The organism is bacterium, assembly GCA_021372535.1.
Lineage (GTDB): Bacteria > Latescibacterota > Latescibacteria > Latescibacterales > Latescibacteraceae > JAFGMP01.
In genome coordinates, this window is record JAJFUH010000029.1 from 15,572 (window position 1) to 35,187 (window position 19,616).

General features: G+C 49.9%; 15 protein-coding genes. 4 read left to right on the forward strand and 11 right to left on the reverse strand.

Annotated elements, in window-relative coordinates; all coding sequences use genetic code 11:
• Positions 1-160 precede the first annotated feature (160 nt).
• From LLG96_02680 to LLG96_02690, 3 genes are all read right to left on the reverse strand, one after another.
• Positions 161-2,035: a DUF4838 domain-containing protein gene (locus LLG96_02680; protein ID MCE5249104.1), complete on the reverse strand. Its 1,875-nt coding sequence runs from the start codon at positions 2,033-2,035 to the stop codon at positions 161-163.
• 134 nt (positions 2,036-2,169) lie between these two features.
• Complete coding sequence (locus tag LLG96_02685) at positions 2,170-3,528, reverse strand: divalent metal cation transporter (protein ID MCE5249105.1); 1,359 nt, start codon at positions 3,526-3,528, stop codon at positions 2,170-2,172.
• Between the two features lie 261 nt (positions 3,529-3,789).
• On the reverse strand, positions 3,790-5,394 hold the full coding sequence (locus LLG96_02690; GenBank protein MCE5249106.1) for a glycosyltransferase family 39 protein: 1,605 nt from the start codon (positions 5,392-5,394) through the stop codon (positions 3,790-3,792).
• Positions 5,395-5,675: 281 nt separating this feature from the next.
• On the opposite strand from LLG96_02690, the gene LLG96_02695 reads away from it, so the two are divergent.
• Positions 5,676-6,359, forward strand: coding sequence for a glycosyltransferase family 2 protein (locus tag LLG96_02695; GenBank protein MCE5249107.1), 684 nt, complete (start codon positions 5,676-5,678; stop codon positions 6,357-6,359).
• A gap of 76 nt (positions 6,360-6,435) precedes the next feature.
• Positions 6,436-7,146, forward strand: a complete 711-nt coding sequence (locus LLG96_02700; GenBank protein ID MCE5249108.1) for a class I SAM-dependent methyltransferase — start codon at positions 6,436-6,438, stop codon at positions 7,144-7,146.
• 142 nt (positions 7,147-7,288) lie between these two features.
• Here the strand turns inward: LLG96_02700 and LLG96_02705 are convergent, their stop codons facing one another.
• Positions 7,289-9,115: a T9SS type A sorting domain-containing protein gene (locus tag LLG96_02705; protein MCE5249109.1), complete on the reverse strand. Its 1,827-nt coding sequence runs from the start codon at positions 9,113-9,115 to the stop codon at positions 7,289-7,291.
• Between the two features lie 254 nt (positions 9,116-9,369).
• Here LLG96_02705 and LLG96_02710 point away from each other — a divergent pair, with 254 nt between their 5' ends.
• Positions 9,370-9,939 carry a manganese efflux pump MntP family protein gene (locus LLG96_02710; protein MCE5249110.1) on the forward strand — a complete coding sequence of 190 codons (570 nt, stop codon included), beginning with the start codon at positions 9,370-9,372 and terminating at the stop codon, positions 9,937-9,939.
• A 416-nt stretch (positions 9,940-10,355) separates the two neighbouring features.
• Here LLG96_02710 and LLG96_02715 read toward each other — a convergent pair whose 3' ends face one another.
• From LLG96_02715 to LLG96_02740, 6 genes are all read right to left on the reverse strand, one after another.
• Positions 10,356-11,027 carry a PIG-L family deacetylase gene (locus tag LLG96_02715; GenBank protein ID MCE5249111.1) on the reverse strand — a complete coding sequence of 224 codons (672 nt, stop codon included), beginning with the start codon at positions 11,025-11,027 and terminating at the stop codon, positions 10,356-10,358.
• Positions 11,024-11,722 (reverse strand): WbqC family protein, encoded by a 699-nt coding sequence (locus tag LLG96_02720; GenBank protein ID MCE5249112.1) that lies wholly within the window; start codon positions 11,720-11,722, stop codon positions 11,024-11,026. The genes LLG96_02715 and LLG96_02720 overlap by 4 nt, the downstream gene beginning before the upstream one ends.
• On the reverse strand, positions 11,719-13,245 hold the full coding sequence (locus LLG96_02725) for a hypothetical protein (protein MCE5249113.1): 1,527 nt from the start codon (positions 13,243-13,245) through the stop codon (positions 11,719-11,721). The genes LLG96_02720 and LLG96_02725 overlap by 4 nt, the downstream gene beginning before the upstream one ends.
• Entirely contained in the window at positions 13,235-14,395 is a 1,161-nt protein-coding gene (locus tag LLG96_02730; protein ID MCE5249114.1) for a glycosyltransferase family 4 protein, read from the reverse strand. Before LLG96_02730 ends, LLG96_02725 begins: the two co-directional genes overlap by 11 nt.
• A 75-nt stretch (positions 14,396-14,470) precedes the next feature.
• The gene (locus LLG96_02735; protein MCE5249115.1) at positions 14,471-15,637 is read right to left on the reverse strand and encodes a glycosyltransferase family 4 protein; all 1,167 of its coding nucleotides are present in this window, start codon (positions 15,635-15,637) and stop codon (positions 14,471-14,473) included.
• An 80-nt stretch (positions 15,638-15,717) separates the two neighbouring features.
• The gene (locus tag LLG96_02740) at positions 15,718-16,371 is read right to left on the reverse strand and encodes an endonuclease III (protein ID MCE5249116.1); all 654 of its coding nucleotides are present in this window, start codon (positions 16,369-16,371) and stop codon (positions 15,718-15,720) included.
• Positions 16,372-16,475: 104 nt separating this feature from the next.
• On the opposite strand from LLG96_02740, the gene LLG96_02745 reads away from it, so the two are divergent.
• The gene (locus LLG96_02745) at positions 16,476-18,848 is read left to right on the forward strand and encodes a S8 family peptidase (GenBank protein MCE5249117.1); all 2,373 of its coding nucleotides are present in this window, start codon (positions 16,476-16,478) and stop codon (positions 18,846-18,848) included.
• Between the two features lie 68 nt (positions 18,849-18,916).
• On the opposite strand, the gene LLG96_02750 is transcribed toward LLG96_02745, so the two are convergent.
• Positions 18,917-19,558 carry a hypothetical protein gene (locus tag LLG96_02750; protein ID MCE5249118.1) on the reverse strand — a complete coding sequence of 214 codons (642 nt, stop codon included), beginning with the start codon at positions 19,556-19,558 and terminating at the stop codon, positions 18,917-18,919.
• Between the last annotated feature and the right edge of the window lie 58 nt (positions 19,559-19,616).

Sequence of the window (19,616 nt, forward strand, 5' to 3'; positions counted from 1 at the left end):
CGGATAATTCATAAAAAAATTTCACACAGCCGCGAAGAACTATAACATATTATATATACTATTGTTGCCAATTCATATAATGTGTTTATAATTTCAAATCCGCGTATATCCACCCGACCGCGTATATCCGCGTTCTATCGAATCCCGTGAATAGATCGGATTAACGGTTCCGGGATGGTCCGGAAGGTTTAATGAGGGTGCGCAGCGAGCGTGCGAACTGGTCTGCTGTTTCAGTCTCCGAAACACGGTCATACCTTGATTCCTTCATTTCGGTCTCCCATTTTTTCAGCAGTTCCGCGATTGTCCCGGAAGTTTTTGCATCGGGTGAGATTCCGGAAGATTCGATCTTTTTACGCTCGATAAGAAGCCTTGTATACCAGAGATTAAGCCGTGTTTTGCGTACATACCGGTGCGCGATGCTGTCCGTCATCGACTGTGCAAAACCGCGCTGAATGATACGGTCGGCGACGGAGAGCCACTCCCCGGAAATGTATTCTCCGGGATCGCTGCGGACAGTCAGGGGCTGTTCAAGCGATTGTGCGATCTTCTGGAGGTGTTTCCGATAATCGAGCATAGGCCCCCACGAGATACCGTAAACACCCTTTATCCACTCCCGCGCAAGATCATCGCCGTTAAGGTCGCTGTCCCATAAGAGCTGCGACAGAACCCACATCCGCATCTCGTCATCCGCAAACGGTACTCCCCGTGAACAGGGAAAGCGGAAAAACATCCCCTGCACAAACTCGTTACGGTACATGAGGGTGTTTTTGAATGTCTGCGTAAAATCGGGAAACGGCGCGGCAGGATAATCACTGTTCCCGACCGGATGGAGTATGAAAACCGACTCGGTGCGCTGCGCCCACCGCCGCATGTCGCGGACAAATGTCAGGACTTTTTCATCGACCGACTCCTCAAAAGGACGTCTGATATCATACCGGTCATCGCCGAGACGGACAACCGTGTACCGTGAGAGATGATTCCGTTTCGGCGCATAATCGAGGGAATCGGGCAGGACAAGCACCATGGAAACCTGACCGGCTGACCGGTTCACCCTTTCGGCAACACCGTTCAGCCACGCAAGCATCACATCGACGGCGTTTCCCCCGGTACGGGCTGCCTTTTCACATTCACTGCACCGGCAGAGCTGTCCCGATTTGTCCGGAATGAGCATGACATGGGTGACTGACGGGTTTTTCGACAACCGGGCGATGATGGTGTCGGCTGCCGCAGCTTTCGCCCGTGAACTGGTAAAACAGCACAGGTCATACCCGAAAGTGCGTTCGCCGTTTATGAGGGGAAACATTTCGGGGTGCTGTTCAAAATCCACAGTGGAAAAACAGGTACCGAGCGGTATATCGAGCGTCAGATATTCGGGCGCACAGCCGAGCTCGCGCTCCGTAAAGCCGTACCCCGCATTGAGCCGCAGCCGGGCAGTCCATTCGGGCAAGATTTCATCGTTACCCCTCAGTATCCCCCGATACGGGAAACAGGGAAAATCCGCGATATCGATGTTTTTCAGGTCAACAGTGCGTGTATGAGGAATCTTCGTTACTTCGGGCGTATACCAGCGGACGCCAAGGAATTTGAGGAGTTCGTACACCGCATAAAGGGTTGCACGCGGCGTGGCCCCCGTGATGATGAGCGTTTCGGAATCGTCCGCGCCATATGCCCTGATGAAATAACTCTGTGATCCGAGGGTGTCCATATCCTCCCCGATCTCCCTGAAACGGGGCAGATCGAGCCATGATCCCCGTCCCAGGAGCACCGCATGGCCTATCTCGGGAACAGCATCGGCTTTACCGGCTTCACGTATCGGGAGCCGCGCGCCGGTCATCTTTTCGAGATGATCGGTCAATTCACGGGCGGCATACCGTTCGGCTTCGGGGGCATCGTTCCGCAGTACGATGAAACAGGCGGGAAGACCATCCTTCACCAGGACAAACGCTCCGGATGGCGTGGTAATAAGGCAAAGAATCACCGTAATAAACGTCATGATTCTGAGAAAAAATACCATATGGCGGCTGTTGATTCCCATAGTGTGTATCCGAACCATATTCCATACCTGAGGGATGTTCCACAGATGAAATGATAGAGCAAATCCTTCCAAAAAGCAAGCCCGCCTTGAAGGGCGGGCTTGTATTTTATAATGATATTTTACCGGAATAACGTTCAGCCTGTCAATCCGAACTGACCCAAAAACTTTAAAATGCCGTAAACCACCACGAACAGTGAAAAGAGGAAGGTAATGGCGAGCATGATATTCCTGCCGATATTGGCTTTATGGACGCCCATATACGATTTTTTGTTGATAAACAGCATGATGATCAGCACCGCCAGCGGCGCAAGAATGAGATTTCCGGCCATTGCGATAATCGCCTGAATGAGCGCGGGGAGCTTCCAGAACGGCGAAAGAACACCCGGTACAATTATCCAGAGAGCAAGAAGAACCTGGAAAAGCCGGTATCCGGGGCTGAATTTCCATTCTCTTCCGACGATATCGAGGCAGAAATAAACCATGAGCAGGGCGACGGAGACCATGGTTGTGAAAGCCGCGACAAACAAGCCCAGGGAAAAGATTCTCTTTGCGAGAAAATCGATCGAACTCGGCAAAGCCGGGGCGATGACATTACCGGCCTGTGCGACACTCGAAATCTGGGACCAGTGAAGCCCGCCGTTTTCACCGACATAGACATCCTGGAGCGCGGTTGCACCGGCGACAACGACGACAACGGAGAAAAGACCCCAGATAACTCCGAAATTAAGCACTGATTTCCAGAAATTCTGCTTGAGGTCGGCTTCGGTGTACCCCGCATCACTGGTGAAATAGCCGAAGGAGAGAAATACCGCGGCGGGGAGCGCCTGTCCGGCGATGGCCATAAGCTGGGTAAATCCGCCTCTCACATCCGAGGAACCGAGGACCTGCACGTTTTCGGGAATGCGCGGTACAAGACCTTTGAAAAGTCGTACCCATGTATGGGGGTCCAAGAGCCCTTTGACCGCTACAACGATGAAGCAGACGAGAATGATCATCAGGAGCCAGGTCATTACTTTCGCGAGACGTTTAAAACCTCCGGTGACCGAACCGAGCACCGTCAGGGTTACAAGACAGAGAACAATCATGATTTTTCCCGGTGTAACCGCGCCACCAGCCGGAAGGGGTATATTGAACACGCCGTATGCTGCCTCGACCATAACCGACATCTGGCTTATATTTATGACAATATTCAAAAGAAACGTGGGAATGAATATGAACCAGGCAAGGGCAGGATGAAGTTCGGTCTTGATCATATCCAGCATACCCCTGTGCCCTGTCATGATTCCCACACGGGACGCCGAGTCGTTGGTGAAAATAACCATGGGAATGACATAGAGCGCCACCCATAAAAGCGAAAATCCGAACCAGCAGCCGGCAAGGAGACGGGTCGATACTGCTCCGGCTCCGATCATTCCCGCAGCCATAATTGCAGCCGGCCCTACGACAGTACGGAAAAACCGGGTAATCGGGTTGTTCACGACAAAGTTTGACATGTGGAATTGTTCCTTCCAGCGTTCCCCGCAGGAACACCGTTAACTAGTGAAAGTGGTAACTTGCCGATTCTATTGTAAATTAACTCAAATTGACAGAAACTGGTACATCAGTTAATAATTTTAACCGTAAAACAACCATATGTCAATGAAATAATCCACCATTATTTCCGATTTCTGGCGTTTTTCCCCATATGGATTTCCGTTTTCTCGAACCGCTGCGGTTGTGCTGGGGTGTAAATCAGAATACACAAGGCAGAAAAATCACTCCGGTATGACACGGTATACCACACCGAACTGGCTGGCGACCATAGCCTCCAGTCCCGGGTGAACTTTACTGATATCGAGCAGTTCCTGGAGCTGCGGGCGGTATTTCACCTCGACCAGGCTGTACAGAATATACTCGATCCCGTTTTTACGGCAGTATGTGACAAGCTGGTCGACGGTCTGCACATCATCGCCGGGAAACATCGACGGTGTAAGCCCTGCATAATAGGCCGCATGCGGTTTGCGCGCCAGAAGTTTCGCGGATTTGTCGATATTCTGTTTGGCAAGCGCTTCTCCCATGTCCTTGAGAAAAAACGGGGTGTATCTGATATTCTCGATTATATCAACAGTTGTGGTATAGGCATATGTCGAGGTAAGGAGAAAAAGAAAGGCAACGGGAATCCATGAAAACCGCTTCAGAAACCGCGTGATCAGAGTATTCGAAAACGGCAGCACTGCAACGGGTATATAAAATGCCAGGAGATACAATGAAAAACGCGAATTGTAAAAAACAAGCGTCAGAATAAGAAAGTATACTGCCCCGAATGAAAAAAATACGAGTTTCCGCCTGTCCGGTTTTGTAAAAAAGAACGCCGCAAGCCCCAGCATGACACAGACACCAAGCCTCCACTCCACGAGAGCCCGCATATCCCATATGAAATGCCCGGCAGCATTCGAGGCCATCTTTTTCAGAAAATAGACGGGATTGTAGAGGAAAATATCTCCGAGGCTCGTGAACCGTCTGGGAAGCATCTGCTCCCAGTTTTCGTAACCGTAGCCGGAAGAACCGTTGCCGTAGAATTCGAGCATCACATTTACGTAATTTTCGTTATATACCGGGTTGCCTGTCGCGATCCAGTTTGGAATGAACCACGGAAGACCTGCCACGACAAATACACCGATCCAGAGCCCGATTCTCTTCATACGACGCATGACCGGGATATCCTCGAAAGCGTAAAACACCATGGAGCCGAAAACGATGAACACACCGTTATACCGTGTCAGGAATGCCAGAATCCCGAACAGAGCCGACAGGACAAGGTCACGCGTGCCGCTGTTTCTGAACAGGAAATACATCGAGCTGACACAGAGCACCAGAAACGGCATATCCGAACCTGTCTGGTACGTAAAATTCTGAAACATGAAATTCGTGACGACGGCAAAAATGACAAGGATGGCTGTCAGACTGTTGAAAACCTGCCGGATGAGATTATACAGCACACCGATAAACAGGAAGCTGCTGAGAAGATTCAGCACCTGCGCGGCCTTGAAGTAGTCACGGACGATGCCGTAAACACCCGCAAGCAGAAAGGAATAAACAGGCCCTTTAGCGCCGTAATTGAGCGGGGAAAAATGTCCGCCCACGAGTTTTTTTGCCTGCGGATAGAGCTCCGCATAGAAATCGGTCTCGACATCGAGCCCCCCGACCGTATGGTAACGGAAGGCGATGTAAGCCATGAAAACCGTATATAAACAGGCAACCGCCCAGGGTATCCACGATTCTGCAGACTCATACCACTGTCCGATGTTTTCGAAAAACGGCGCGGGTATATCGGCTGCCGCCCTGACGGCGCGAACCGGTATCCGTGTTTTTTTTGCCATATATCCTCCGTGAACTGTCTCCCAAAGTACTACGGGTATCGTTGTCTGTCAAGTCAAAGGAGCAAGAAAATCCTGGTGTTACCCAAAAATCAATAAAAAGAACGGCATAAGGCAAAAGAGAAAAAATTGAATCTCCGATAGCCGTTTTCTTTTCGGGGATAAAAGTGAATCATTATATGCAAACTGGCATAAAATAACCTGATAAGGTGAAAATGGCTTGTCGCTAAACCCGGGACGTTGTATTATATGGTACTATGTACCTGTAAAAGCACGGAGGAGCGGTGAAACTCAGCATTGTCATGCCGGTGTATAACGAGCATAAAACATTGCGCGAAATAATCAATCTTGTTCGGAAAACACCGTTTGAGAAAGAGATCGTGATTGTCGATGACTGTTCAACGGACGGCACACGGGATATACTGAAGGAGCTCGGGAATGAACCGGATATCCGCGTTTTCTACCATGAGAAGAACATGGGGAAAGGCGCGGCGCTCAGAACCGGATTTCAGCATGTTACCGGGGACATTGTCATCATCCAGGATGCGGACCTCGAATACGACCCTGACGATTATGTAAAGCTTATCGATCCCATCGTCAATGGTAAGGCGGATGTTGTTTACGGTTCACGGTTTCTCGGCAGTCCTCATCGCGTGCTCTATTTCTGGCATTATGTGGCGAACACCCTGCTCACCTTTTTTTCCAACATAATGACAAATCTGAACCTCACCGATATGGAAACCTGCTACAAGGTTTTCCGCCGCGATGTTATCCGACAGATCACCATAACATCCCGACGTTTCGGGGTCGAGCCCGAACTGACTCAGAAAATAGCCCGCCTCAACGTCCGAATCTACGAGGTACCGATCGTCTATCATGGCCGGACATACAACGAGGGGAAAAAAATCGGCATGAAAGACGCTTTCAGTGCTCTCTACCATATCATCAAATTCAAGTTTTTTGACTGAAATGAAGCCCGGGTGTACCATCTTCGTTCCCGCACTGTCCATCTATCCTTACTCATCTCAGCCAGGGATACTCTGAATGGCTCACTCTCCACAACGCAACAGGGAAACAGCCGAACGGCTCGTCCGTAAACTCGACCCCTCCTATAAACAGCGCTGGGAGGTGTACGACGGTATCCTCCGGCGGTTTACCGGTCACGGGGCGCGCTGGCTGGACGGCGGCTGCGGAAAGAACATCGCCATCGAGGAATTCCCCTCGGATATAACCATCGGACTCGACATATACCGTCATCCCGAGGTTCTTCACACTGCGCCGGTACATTTTGTAATCGGTGATATACGGATTCTCCCCTTCCGGGATGACGCATTCACGCTCGTTACCCTGAACACCGTTGTCGAGCATTTTGACAATCCTGCGGCGGTATTCAGTGAAATACGCCGTGTGCTCGTACCGGGCGGGCATGTGCTCATTCATACGACAAACCGTCATTCGCCGCTCATCCTGCTTGGGAAACTCGTCCCGGAACCGCTGAGGCTACTGCTCATGAAAAAAGGATTCGGAGCACAGGAGCGCGATGTTTTCAGGGCTTATCATCGTCTCAATACAATCGGCGCGTTCAGTTCTGTAGAGGGATTCGAGCTCGTGGAACGGCATGTCATACAGGACCTCAACTGGTCGAACCGGCCTGTTTTCATGGCGCTTCTCCTGTTCCATCTCATAACGAGACTCCCCGGGCTCTGGAGATTGAGGACGAATATTGTGGCGCTTCTGCGGAAAAAAGCGGAATAGTATGGTCGGACGCGAGTCAGTATACTTTAATCGCTCTTCTGGTTACATATGCAAAACCAATTCTGCAAAACACAGGAAAGACGCACATATTCAATACAAGCTTCATCAATGAAATCTCAGAATGATCACCGGTATAACAACCTCACCGGATAAGCGCGATTTTCCCCTGATGAACATGCCGGCCCGCGGTCAGTCTGAACAGGTATACGCCCGATCCGAGCCGGGTGCCGTCGCCGCCGGTGCCGTTCCAGACCACACTGTGCATTCCCACGCCCTGTATACCGCTTTTGAGCACATACATTTCCCTCCCCAGGATATCATATACCGTAAAGCTGACCGGACATGATTCACCGAGTGTGTACGCGATGGTCGTCGAGGGATTGAAGGGATTGGGGGAAGGGGAAAACACTGAGAACGCGGCGGGAGACACCTCCACCGCTGTTACCGTGAACGATGGTATTATTTTACTCACGCCGCCGTCCTTCTCCGATTCTATCCAATAGGTATATTTAACGTCGTTCAAGAGGACTGTTGTGTCGGTGTAGGTTGAGGTGCCTGCGGGAACGGAGACGATATGGATCATGAAGGTCTCCTCCGCGGCAGCGATCTCATCGAGGTCGGGGAAATCGCCCGGTTCGCGGATTACGGTCGCCCCGGCGTTACGTGAACGGTAGATGTTGTACTGGTCGATGATCGCATCGTCGGGGGAAACAGTCCATGACAGCATGATGCTGTGGCCGTTGTCTTCCGTCGTGTCCATAGCGGTCAGGCCCGAGGGCGGGCGGATTTCGACTGCAGGCGGGGTGTCGTTGAATGCCAGGCTGTGCAACCATCCGTCCGTCGGATTCTCGCCGATTGTGGCGCCGTACCATTCGACCGGGGCCATGTGGTTATAGGGATTGGGCAGCAGTGATGAACCCAGTTTTTTGTTGATATCCTGCGCTCGCCAGGTAAAGACCGACTGTGTTCCATTGACATCGTTCGTATAATAATAGTTTTCGAGCAGTTCGATGCGGTCGAGAGATGCGAGATCGTTGACCTTGCCGATCGTGCAGTCGGATTCGGGATCGGGGGCTTCGCCGGGGATATACGGATCGAGGAGCGTAATCTGTATCCGTACACCGCTCATTTGCTGCGATAGGTAGATGGCGGTGGCGCGGGCATTCCATGTACCGGCGCTGTGGGCGATGAACTGTATCTGCTCGAGGTTCGGGAGCTTGCTTTTGATCAGCGGCCCGAGATGCTGGCCGTGCTGATGGGATATCTCGGCTGCCTGTGTACCGTTTCTGATTGCGTTTCCGAGCACATCAGGACCGCCGATGTCGAGTACCGGTCCAGTCGCGGCATCCTCTCCCCAGTTATACGCAAGCACTTTCCAGCTCGGGTGCGCGCTCACCCAGGTATTCAGGTTGGCCACGAGTGCCGGCCAGCTGTATCCTTCATAGGGATTCGTCATCTCGTCGGGATTCCAGCCGTGGATGAGCACAATGAGCTTCCGGGTGGAGCTGTCGACCGGAATGTCAGTCGGGAAGGAGAAGGTCTTATAGAGAGCGTAGGTTCCCGTCACAGTCGGCGAATAAGACCCGATGCAGTCGGGGACGCCGTTGTTGTACCGGTACCACGGGCTGAAGGTGACTGTTCCGCCGGAGAATATCCATTTATCACGTTTGAAATCGAACACTCCGGCTGCGCCGACAGTCGGTGTCTGATATATGAAAATCTGGTTTTGAACGGACAGGGTCGGCATGTTCATCGTTATTGCATTCGTCGTGCATTGCAGATTGTTATATTCTTCATTGAGCAAGCCGCGGGTGTGTTTATCCTGTATCGTTACATCGTATTGATCCGCCACCGCGATTGTGAGGTTCAGCAGAAACAGAATCGACAGGAAAAACAGTATTTGACCGATCCGGATACGAACCGGACCGTCGGAAACGGCTTCGGGAAAACACTGCGGAATCTTTTTCATAAAAGCCTCCATCTGGGATAAAGCGAGCCGATCGTATGAGAAGGATAACCTCAGAAATAGTGATATTTGTTGTTTTATATACATGAATACGCTATGTTTGTCAAGGGTGTTCCGAGTCCCTCAAAGGGTCGAAATAAAAAGGCAGGCAGCAGGACATGAGGTGAGTTCCGGGAGGCCGGGCGGTTTTCATTCCATCCGGACGCAATCATAGTGGAATTTTTCGATTACATTTTTCAGGGAAACAGCATACACATATGGAACTGTTAACCATACTCGCGCTGGCTGTTGCGCTCGCCATGGATGCGTTCGCCGTATCGGTCGCGGCAGGGATCAGGCTTGGCTGTGTTACCGGCGGCCAGACATTCCGCCTTGCGTCGCATTTCGGATTTTTCCAGTTTCTGATGCCTGTACTGGGTTGGTCGCTCGGCGCTTCGATGGAAAAGGTGATTAGCTCGTTCGACCACTGGATAGCCATGCTGCTGCTCGGATTCATCGGCGGGAAAATGATATATGAGGCGCTCGTGAAATCGGACACGTCAAAGCTTCCGAGCGATCCTACACGGGGATTCCACCTCTACGGGCTGTCGGTCGCAACGAGTATCGATGCCCTTGCGGTCGGTATCAGCCTCGGAGTGCTCAACAGGAATATCTGGTATCCCAGCATCATCATCGGCATCGTCGCCGCCGCCTTCACCGTGGTCGGCATACGGCTCGGGTGCAGAATCGGCCTGCGGTTCAGTAAAAACATGGAAATATTGGGGGGAATCATTCTCATCGCCATCGGCGTGAAAATTGTACTCGATCATACGGTATTCGCTTCATGAGCCGTACCGATACATATAACGATACCTGAGAAAACAAAAATAACCCAAGCTGATTACATCAATTATTGCTTTCTGGTAACCCTCTGAAAATCCAGACTGAAATGTATTGTAATATATTGATTATAAATAGAATGCAAGCTATTAATGGAAGAATTTACAAACCCGTTGAAAAGCCCCGCGTTCACAACCGGTTTTCGGAAAAAGAATGGGTGCTGTTCGAGCGAGCCGAAGGCTCGTGAGTTCACATATTCCCGAAAAACGGGCAGTGAACGGGGAAAAAGGCTTTTCACGGGGCGCCCTTTCCTTTGGATACTTTCCTTTGGGCGTGCAAAGGAAAGTATCATATTAAAAAGTGTTTTAAACAAAGGAGGGGCTGCCATGTTCTATTAATTTTTGCGAAAGTATCGGGCTATATATTATTTCTTTGCCTTGCCGGATTTTGCCGGTGTGCACTCGTCGCCGGCTTTCGGTATGTCTATAAAAAGCCGCACGGATTTGAACGCCTCGGCAATTTTCATGCGTGCCTGAATACCCCTGAAATACGCGGTCGATTCGGCAATATCGAGAATGGAAATGTCCGGCATGTTCACATTGACCTTGCGAACCTGGGAGGCATGCTTTTTGAGGAGCACTTTTTTCCCCTTGATCGTATTTCCGATATCGACATAAACGTTGGGAGAAAAATTAAGCGTGGTGGGCCCCTCATAAAAGAGGAAGTTCGGAATATACCGCGTAGCCGACAACGTGGCGCTCGCCAGTACACGATGGTCCTGGTGGGTATCATCGTCATAATGTACAAAGATAAAATCGGGATCGACTTCGGTGATGACATCTTCGATTCTCATGATCAGCTGACGTGAAAGCGGAAGCTGACAGTCCGAATACTCACCCCAGAAAATCTTTTCTACTCCCATGTAATCGGCGGAATTCATCTGCTCTTTTTTACGTGTCCTCCAGTCGCCGCCGAGCTCGCCATATGTGGCAACAAAAAGATACACTTTATGGCCCATCTGAGCGAATTTCAGGAGCGTTGCACCGCACCCGAATTCGATATCATCAGGGTGAGACCCGAGAGCAAGTATATTCATAGCGCAGTCCTCCTGCCTTTTCGTATGATTTCAAGGGCAGCTTGCGGCCCCATGTTAAAAAGCGCATCGATGACCGATAATCCCGGAATAAAATCACCGTAAAGCTGCGGATACGGTACGGTTTCAAATTCCTGGAAAACCACCCTGATTCCTGCCTTCCGGAATGGCTCTTCACAAAAGTACTCGCGGGCTCCATGGCCGGAAAGATAGACATCGCCGCCGACTTCTGCGACTATCCGGGCGATGCGTTCATTGGGCTCTTCGGAATCGACCCCCAGTTCCGAAGCTTTTACAATGCGTGCGGCGAGACCGAGATCACCGACAAAAAAGCGGAGCATTTCCGTATTGAGGTCCGCAAGAATCTCCCACGGTCGTGAATACAGAGCCTCGAAATATTCGCCGTACCGTGAATACCACGGCGCCCGGGAATAATTCATCCTGATGGCATTCGCATGCTTTTTCGCCCACCGCCATGAATTGTCGATGGCAACATCCCTGACCGGTGTTTCGAACTCATGGTTGACCGGTATGGTCAGCCACTGTTTCCCGCTCGGGGTCTTTATGAGGTTACGGTTCTGCCAGCCGCGTATTTCATACTGCACCGTATCGAGCAGAACAAACGTTCCGGCGGCATCGATTTTGTCGATGTACCCGAGCCACGGCAGATAGTGCGGCTGATGAACAGATACAATCATGGTTTAACGACCTTTGAAAAGAATATCGGGTTTGTTGCAGCTACCATATTCCCGCCCTGATACACGGTTATCCGCACATATCCCATCGCCTCTCGCGGTCCTGACAAGGGAATTTCCATCCTTTCGGATGCAGAAAATGGCCTTCTTTCCAGTATTTTGCCATCCTTGACGATAACCGCTTCCAGATCGAGGGGCTTTCCATGAAGATCAACATCGAAGATGAGCCGGGTATCCTCGGCATAAGGAAGCACTTCGCCGGATATGGCGCGCGTATCCCCTGCAATGACCGAATAATCACGTATGGTGAGCCAATCGTTGATATGACTGCAGAAACAGTATACCCTCCCGGTCCGCAGCGCCTCAAGATACTCCCGTTTTGTCTTTTCTTTCACGAGGAAAACAGTCTGGGATTCGCTCGCGGTTAACGGATCGGTGCCTTCCTCCATATCGATCTCCGCGATTGCCCACAACGGCCGGTTACGGTGACCGGATACAAACTGCAGGAGGAGGTCATCCCACAATCCTTCGGGTTTCCCCACGATATTCATTCCGTTGAAAAATATGGAAAAACCGGTATAGTTAGTGGTTTCGTTGAGCAGGTGATAATAAGGGTCTGTTTCAACCTTGAGTTCTCCCGTTAATGCTGTCCGCAGGAGAGCGTTTACAAGCGGATTACTCTTTCCCGAAATAATCGTCTGGTAGTATTGCGCTTCAGGATGCGCCCAGAAGGTCAATCCTCCCTGTTTTCTGACATAATTGATTAATATCTGGTAAGGCAGCGCCCCGGCATCCTCATCATACTGGTCGACAACCGGTTCCATGAAAGGGAATCCGTTTATGAGGAATACGATTGACACGGTGCCGATGAGTATGGCCAGAAAATTTAACGGCCGCGATAAGAACCGGACGAGGAGGCTTGACTCATAATACTCGTCCGTGTCCGGTATCCTGAATATGATAAGCGCTATTATGAGCGGAATCAGCCATAATAACTGCATAAGACTCCGGGGGGTCGGAATCATAGGATATCCGGCTTCGATCGAGGGAAGTTTTTGGAGCTGTTCCGGTTTCTCCAGCCCGAAAACAAGTATATGCTGATGAATGTCCCTTATAATCAGATCGCCGCCCTTAACCGACCGTTTCCACCAATAGTACGGCACTGCCTCGATACCGGGAATGTATGTAAAATCCGGATTCTGCCTGTTGACCCGCTGAACCTCTTTCAGGTATTTATCGATTCCGTATGTTCGCACCGATGGCCTTGAATGGCTCATTTTCAGTATCTTTTTCAACGGCCAGATACCGTACGTTGCCCGCTGTGTATCATGGTCGGTGACAATCGCCATCTGCGCTCCGGCGTTTTTTGCCACAGCCGCAAGCATATCGAGAGAGTTTTCTCCTCCCGATACCTCCGAATCCATGTGAAGCAGTCCTATAACCTGCTGATATTCATCCTGTTCATCCTGTGCAATGACAGGAGCCGGAGCCATCCATACAAGGATCACCAGCAGTTTACAAACCAAGAATCCCCGCATATAATTCCTCAAACCGGTCGATGACCGCTCTTGAATCGAAGAGGTCCGCTCTTTTTTTCCCGCTGTCCCTGAGACGATTATAGAGCGCATTGTCCTCCAGTAACCCGCATACGGCATCCGCTATTGCTTCAGCATTCTCCGGCGGTACAAGAATCCCCGAAACGCCATCCTCGATAACATCGCTCGTTCCCCCGACTTTTACCGAAACCGGAACAGCCCCGGCGGCCATTGCCTCGACAAGCACCCTGCCGAATCCTTCGTTGTGCGAAGAAAGCACGAAAATATCGAAAGCGGCCATGACTTCGGGCATATCGCTCCTGTTTCCGAGAAACACGACCCTGCCGGAAAGACCGCGCTCATCCGATTGTTTCTTTACAATATCGCTTTCTTTCCCATCTCCTGCAACGATAAAACACACGTCTCCCTTTCGTTTCATGACAATAGATGCGGCTTCGATGAACAGGGAACAGTTCTTTATCGGATCGATACGGCCGGCCCAGCCAACAATTTTCCGGTCACGGAATCCGGTTTCGCTCCTGACCGGTTCTCCGCTGGCGTTTTTAAACCGCCGCACATCGACACCTCCGGGAATGACCGTGAACTTGTTCTCTTCAGCAATCCCTTTGCGGACGTGATCGGTAAGCCCCTGACGGGTGAGCGTGGTGATTTTTTCGGTGATTCGGGCCGCAAGCCTCTCGGCCAGAACAAAAAACCATGTCACAATCGGATTATAGTATCCGTAAAAAATATGCCCATGCGGCGTATGAACGATATGTCCGACATCGGCCGACCATGCCGCGAATCTCCCCACTATACCGGCTTTTGACGTGTGTGTGTGAACAATATCGGGCTTGATCCGCTTAATAATCCTCCGAATGTTCAGAAAAGCGATACCGTCGTTCAGCGGCGAAATTTCCCGGACGAGCTGCGGCACAATAATAAGATCGACACCATACTGCGCGGCAAACACGTCCAGATCGGTCTGCGGATTCGTGGTTTTCCCCGTGATCAGCACGACACGAACCCCGTCGCGTGAAAGTTCACGAACGAGATCGAGAACCATCTCAGCCGAACCGCCGCGGTCAAGACGGGTAATTACCTCGATAACCGTTATACCGGTAAGTTTGTCTTCAACCATCTTTTTTAATGGAAACCTTTATTTGAACGTCTTAGAAATTTACCCATACTGAATAACCGGATTCTCGGAGCTTCTTTATTTCCGGATTTCTATCGGGGGTACGGTCAGATACCCGGAGAGCGTTTCGGCGCGATGTCTCCAGGTAAACTGCTTCTCCACCCGTTCCCTTCCTCTGCGACCCATTTCCTCCCGTACTTCGGGATGATCGAGCAGATATTCTATCTTTTCCGCACATTCGGCGGGATTTTCGGGATCGATGAGATAACCGGTTATCCCGTTTTCGACGGCATCACCGGCGCCACCCGAACGCCCGGCAATCACTGCTTTGCCGCACGCGCCAGCTTCGATGAAGGAAATGCCGAAGCCTTCGACCGAGTCGGGCTCGTCGAACACTTCCCTGTTCGGCATGACATAAACATCGCCGAGGCGGTAATAAAGCGGCAGCTCGGAATCCTCGGCTCTCCCGGCAAACGTCACCATTTTTTCGATGCCGAGCTCCCTGACCACCTGTTCGAGCCGCGCACGGTCTTCTCCCGCGCCGACAATAAGATAATGCAGATTCTTTCTCTCCCTGAGGACAGCGAGAGCCCGCAGCACAAGATCATGTCCTTTCCGCTTTGCCAGACGTGACACGGTTACGAGTACATCTTTCCCTTCGAGGCGATATTTTTCGATAAGGTGCTCATCCGGCGATCCGGGTGTGAACAGCACTGAATCGACAGCGGGGAGAATTTCGATAATACGGTCGCGGGATATACCGAAACCGGTCATTTCACGGGTTGTGGAAGGACTGTTCGTTACGATGAACGCACTTTTCCTCACCATCCGGGTAACGATCCACATTTTTAAAGCTGAGGCGCTGTATGAGGATGTCGTTTCACCGCCGTAAATCCAGAGAAAACACGGTATACCGAAAACCGCCTGAAAAAAATACCCGATAGGCCCGGACGTCAGAACCTGGCCGGCATGGATTTCACGCACATTTCTGAATATAACAAGATATGCGGTCCATAAAAACATGCCGCACATCGAACCGATTTTCCCCAGTATCCCTTCCCTGTTCGGGCGGAAACGAAGCGGCTTGAAGGAAGCGTTACGGTCAAAGGCAACGGAATCTTTCACCCGTGGTGTCAGGACAAGCATCCGGTCGGACGGGAAGTATTTCCATACATGGTAGAAAACCGTGGATATTCCGCTGATGACAGGGGGAAAGTCATTGGTCAGTAAAAGGGAGCGTTTCATCGGCAGTACCTCTTTCGCTCATTTTTACGGCGAGTTTTTACCCACGGATTTCAGTGCCCGGTGATATGAGCATCACCGCTTCAGCGATGCTGTTTCACCCCTGTGCGATTACAGAAATTGTGAATCGGACATTCCGAACAGTGCGGCGAAACGGGTTTGCACATGTTCTGGCCGAACGTAACCAATAAATCGTTATACTCAATCCAGTACTGTTCAGGTAGAATTTTGCGTAATTCGAACTCGGTTTCGACAGGGTTTTTCGTGACAACATACCCGAGCCGGTTCGATATCCGGTGAACGTGGGTATCCACACAAATTCCCGGTTTTCCGAATCCTTTTGTCAACACCAGATTAGCGGTCTTTCTCCCTATACCCTTGATTTTCAGCAATTCATCGAGATCATCGGGAACTTTCCCCCCGTACTTGGTCATTATCGTCCTGCATACGGCAATAATCGTCCGGGCTTTGTTCCGGTAGAATCCGGCGGGATATATCGCCTTTTCGATCGTATCGGTGGGCAGAACGAGCATTGTTTCCGGCGTTTCCGCAAGTATGTAGAGCCGATGTGACGCCTCACGGGTCACTTCATCCTTTGTCCTCAGGCTTATAATGGTCGAAACGAGCACTTTGAACGGGTCATGTGTTTGTCGTGTCATCTCCGTAACGATCGGCTCCCGCCATTTTTGTGTCGTTTCACGAAGGATTTGTATTATTTTATCAATATCGGTAGCCATGGACACTGCCCTCAATAACACGTTTAATAATACATCGTCATGGCGGTTGAATACAATCTGAACTACTGAAATACTATAGTAATTAATCTTTGACGGAGTTGCTAATGAAAATACTTCAGTATGCCCTGATATTTTTATTTTTTTTCTCTTTAAAAACTTATGCCGGACCATCCGTATCTCCGCTCCTTTTTTTCCTGCGGGCGACTGGCTCCCCGAGCCTTTATAAAATGTCCGGCGTCGACCAAGAAAATTTTGTACCGGTTACCGTGCGTTTCAACGTTCCGCCGAGTTGGGAACGTATCCGTGAACTCGAGTCCCTCGGCCTTTTTTTCAGCCGTTATAATGACGTCATTCTCCATTCCGAGCATATTTATCCTGCACGGATCAACCTTGACAACCTCGATTATTTCACCGGCGCGGAGGACATTATACGAATTGAACGAAATCTTGCATCGCTTAACTGCTCGACACTCGATGTTTCAAATCCTCAGGTTCAGGCTTCACGGGTCTGGAAGCTGGAAAAACACGGCTCTTCAATAGATGGCTCCGGCGTTACGGTGGCAAATATTGACACAGGCATCGATATCTATCATCCGGCCTTTTTCAAACCGGATGCTGGCGTCTACGATTGGATAGACGTCAATAACTCAGGCTCTTTTGAAAAAGGAACGGATTGTGTCGATCTCAATAGAAACGGCCTGCCGGACGGCAATGAAACGCTGAGCTTTTACGATGCTTCGTTCCGCGACCCGCTCAATCTTATGCCACGAACGGCTGATAAATACGACGCGGATATTGACTGGCTCTACAACGATGAGAATGGCAACGGAGTCCGTGATTACGGCCCCGATGCGGGCTACTCCGAAACTGATCCGTCTTTCGGCGAGCTGTTGTTTATCATATCGGATGATAATGACAACTATCGCCTCGATATCGGCGAAAAATTAATCGGCCTCGGAACTTCACGTGTTATTGCTATAATCGATAAGGAAGGTGTTCACCACCGCGGAGAAAATCTTTTTACCAATACGGGCGATATTTCAAACCACGGCACCGGTTCATCCGGTATTGTCGGCGGTCAGGTTCCGGGAAGACGTCTGACCGGAATGGCGCCGGGAGTCGAATTCATTGCAATAAATCAGACCGAAGTTGATATTGAGGAAAACGTTCTTTTAGCAAAAGATATGGGAGCCGATATTTTCATGTATGAGTTCGGGAACTGGATTTTTCAGTTCCTCGATGGCTCATCCAATCTCGAAACATTTATCAGCGATCTTCATCGGGACAACTATCCGCAGTTAACCGCATCCGGAAATCTTGCGGGACCCGAAAGGAAAAAACACGCCGTTTTTTCCCTCGATCCGCTTAAACAGGATACATTCACTTTTTCCGTACCCGGATCGAACATTAAAAATGTCTTTATCAGCCTGCTCTGGCGGGGCAGATTTTTTTCTCCTTCGATACTATTACAGTTGAGTTCTAACGATTCTCTGTTGATTACATATGATGAAAAATATTACTATTTCGGAGATATCAAGGTAATATCCGGGAGAGATACATCACCGAAAGGCACAACGAGAATCGATATATTAATTTCCTCCGATAATCCATTCAGCGGTGATATGTCGATAAACGTTGAAAATAAAAGCAGATTTTCCGCGCTCGCCGTGGATGCCTATATCGCCGACGATGTCTCGCAATGGATGAACGGCGCACAATTTACAAACTTCATCACCGATGACGGAACCGTCTGTTCTCCGGCTACTGCCGACAGCGACATAACTGTCGGCGCATATGACCCGCGCGGAACCCGTAACGTTAAAGGTGCTATCAACGATTTCAGTTCCTGGGGAAACACCATCGACGGCCGCAGGGCTGTCGATATTACAGCGCCCGGAACTCTCGTATATTCGCTCTCATCTCATTATCCCTCGCATGGTATCCCCGGCGGATATATAGATTTCGGCGGAACGAGCGCTTCCCTGCCCCATGTGGTCGGCTGTGCGGCGCTTATCAGACAGGTTCTGCCCGGCCTGACATCCTCCGGCCTCTCTGCAATGCTATACGACTATGCACTTACCGATAATTTTACCGGCCCGGTTCCCAATGATATCTGGGGATTTGGTAAACTCAGAATCTATGATTCCCTTACCCTGTCACAGGTCATCACAGCCGTTCAAAATGAACACAGACCCGTACCGTTTTCCGTCTCGCAGTCCTATCCGAATCCCTTTAACAGTATAGTTTCTTTCGATGTATATTCATCGTATGATAACAACGGTATTACCGTTACAATATATAATGTCATCGGTCAAACTGTTACATCCTACAGCATTAATTCAATGAAAAACAATATGGTAAGATTTACGTGGAATGGCAGGGACTCAAATGGAGTATCCATGCCTTCAGGAATGTATTTCTTCAGATTTACCAGCATTGATTCTTCAATAATCCGTAAATGCCTCATGCTCAAATAATTTTTTGCAATTAAACAAAAAAAGCCGCTGTTTTCACAGCGGCTTTTTTTTAGACATCCTATCGTATCTCAGAAGTCTTTAAACTGCTCTTTCACTTCTTTCCAGGTAGCCGATTTAACATCGACTGACTGGTTTACGTGAAAATAACGTGTCCCGAGGAATCTCGTGGCTCCGTTTTCATCAGCAACAGATACGGAAGCCTTGATTGACAAGGTACTCGTCTTTGTAAAATTGGCAGCTGTTCTGAAGACTGCAAAATAGATGAGACCTTCCGCTGCTTTGGAAGCATCACCACCCTGTTTTGCATACGATATTGTGTAATAACCTGCCTCGTCTTTTACTCCTGAGCTGATGAGTGCACCAGCCAGAATATTTTCTTCTTTCGGAGGAGTCAGCGTTGCACCGTTGATGGTCATTTCATCGTCAACAATTGAAGTCATGGAATTGCTGGCTCTGAATTCAGCCTTTGTCGAATCCCATTCAAATGTTACGGTCAAGCCTTTGGAATTTTCCCACTGTTTCGCATAAAGAGCAAAACCGACTTTCGCCGATGCTCCGATATCTTTTACATCCGACAATCCCTGATAGCCAGCAGTCGTCAGATTGTTGTCAATCAGGAAATATGCGTTTGAATTGTTCTGTGCAAAAACAGCATTTGCAAAAACGAATGACAGGAATATGACACAGATGACTGCACTAAATTTTTTCATATAAATCATCCTTTACTGTTTTACATCAAATCAGGATGGAAGCCACACAATGTGGCTT

What these genes read in the sequence shown, in the direction of transcription:
- LLG96_02680 (MCE5249104.1), bottom strand. Translation starts at nt 2,035, where the DNA reads ATGGGAATCAACAGCCGCCATATGGTATTTTTTCTCAGAATCATGACG.
- LLG96_02690 (MCE5249106.1), bottom strand. Translation starts at nt 5,394, where the DNA reads ATGGCAAAAAAAACACGGATACCGGTTCGCGCCGTCAGGGCGGCAGCC.
- LLG96_02715 (MCE5249111.1), bottom strand. Translation starts at nt 11,027, where the DNA reads ATGAATATACTTGCTCTCGGGTCTCACCCTGATGATATCGAATTCGGG.
- LLG96_02710 (MCE5249110.1), top strand. Translation starts at nt 9,370, where the DNA reads ATGGAACTGTTAACCATACTCGCGCTGGCTGTTGCGCTCGCCATGGAT.
- LLG96_02740 (MCE5249116.1), bottom strand. Translation starts at nt 16,371, where the DNA reads ATGGCTACCGATATTGATAAAATAATACAAATCCTTCGTGAAACGACA.
- LLG96_02735 (MCE5249115.1), bottom strand. Translation starts at nt 15,637, where the DNA reads ATGAAACGCTCCCTTTTACTGACCAATGACTTTCCCCCTGTCATCAGC.
- LLG96_02745 (MCE5249117.1), top strand. Translation starts at nt 16,476, where the DNA reads ATGAAAATACTTCAGTATGCCCTGATATTTTTATTTTTTTTCTCTTTA.
- LLG96_02700 (MCE5249108.1), top strand. Translation starts at nt 6,436, where the DNA reads ATGGCTCACTCTCCACAACGCAACAGGGAAACAGCCGAACGGCTCGTC.
- LLG96_02705 (MCE5249109.1), bottom strand. Translation starts at nt 9,115, where the DNA reads ATGAAAAAGATTCCGCAGTGTTTTCCCGAAGCCGTTTCCGACGGTCCG.
- LLG96_02730 (MCE5249114.1), bottom strand. Translation starts at nt 14,395, where the DNA reads ATGGTTGAAGACAAACTTACCGGTATAACGGTTATCGAGGTAATTACC.
- LLG96_02720 (MCE5249112.1), bottom strand. Translation starts at nt 11,722, where the DNA reads ATGATTGTATCTGTTCATCAGCCGCACTATCTGCCGTGGCTCGGGTAC.
- LLG96_02750 (MCE5249118.1), bottom strand. Translation starts at nt 19,558, where the DNA reads ATGAAAAAATTTAGTGCAGTCATCTGTGTCATATTCCTGTCATTCGTT.
- LLG96_02685 (MCE5249105.1), bottom strand. Translation starts at nt 3,528, where the DNA reads ATGTCAAACTTTGTCGTGAACAACCCGATTACCCGGTTTTTCCGTACT.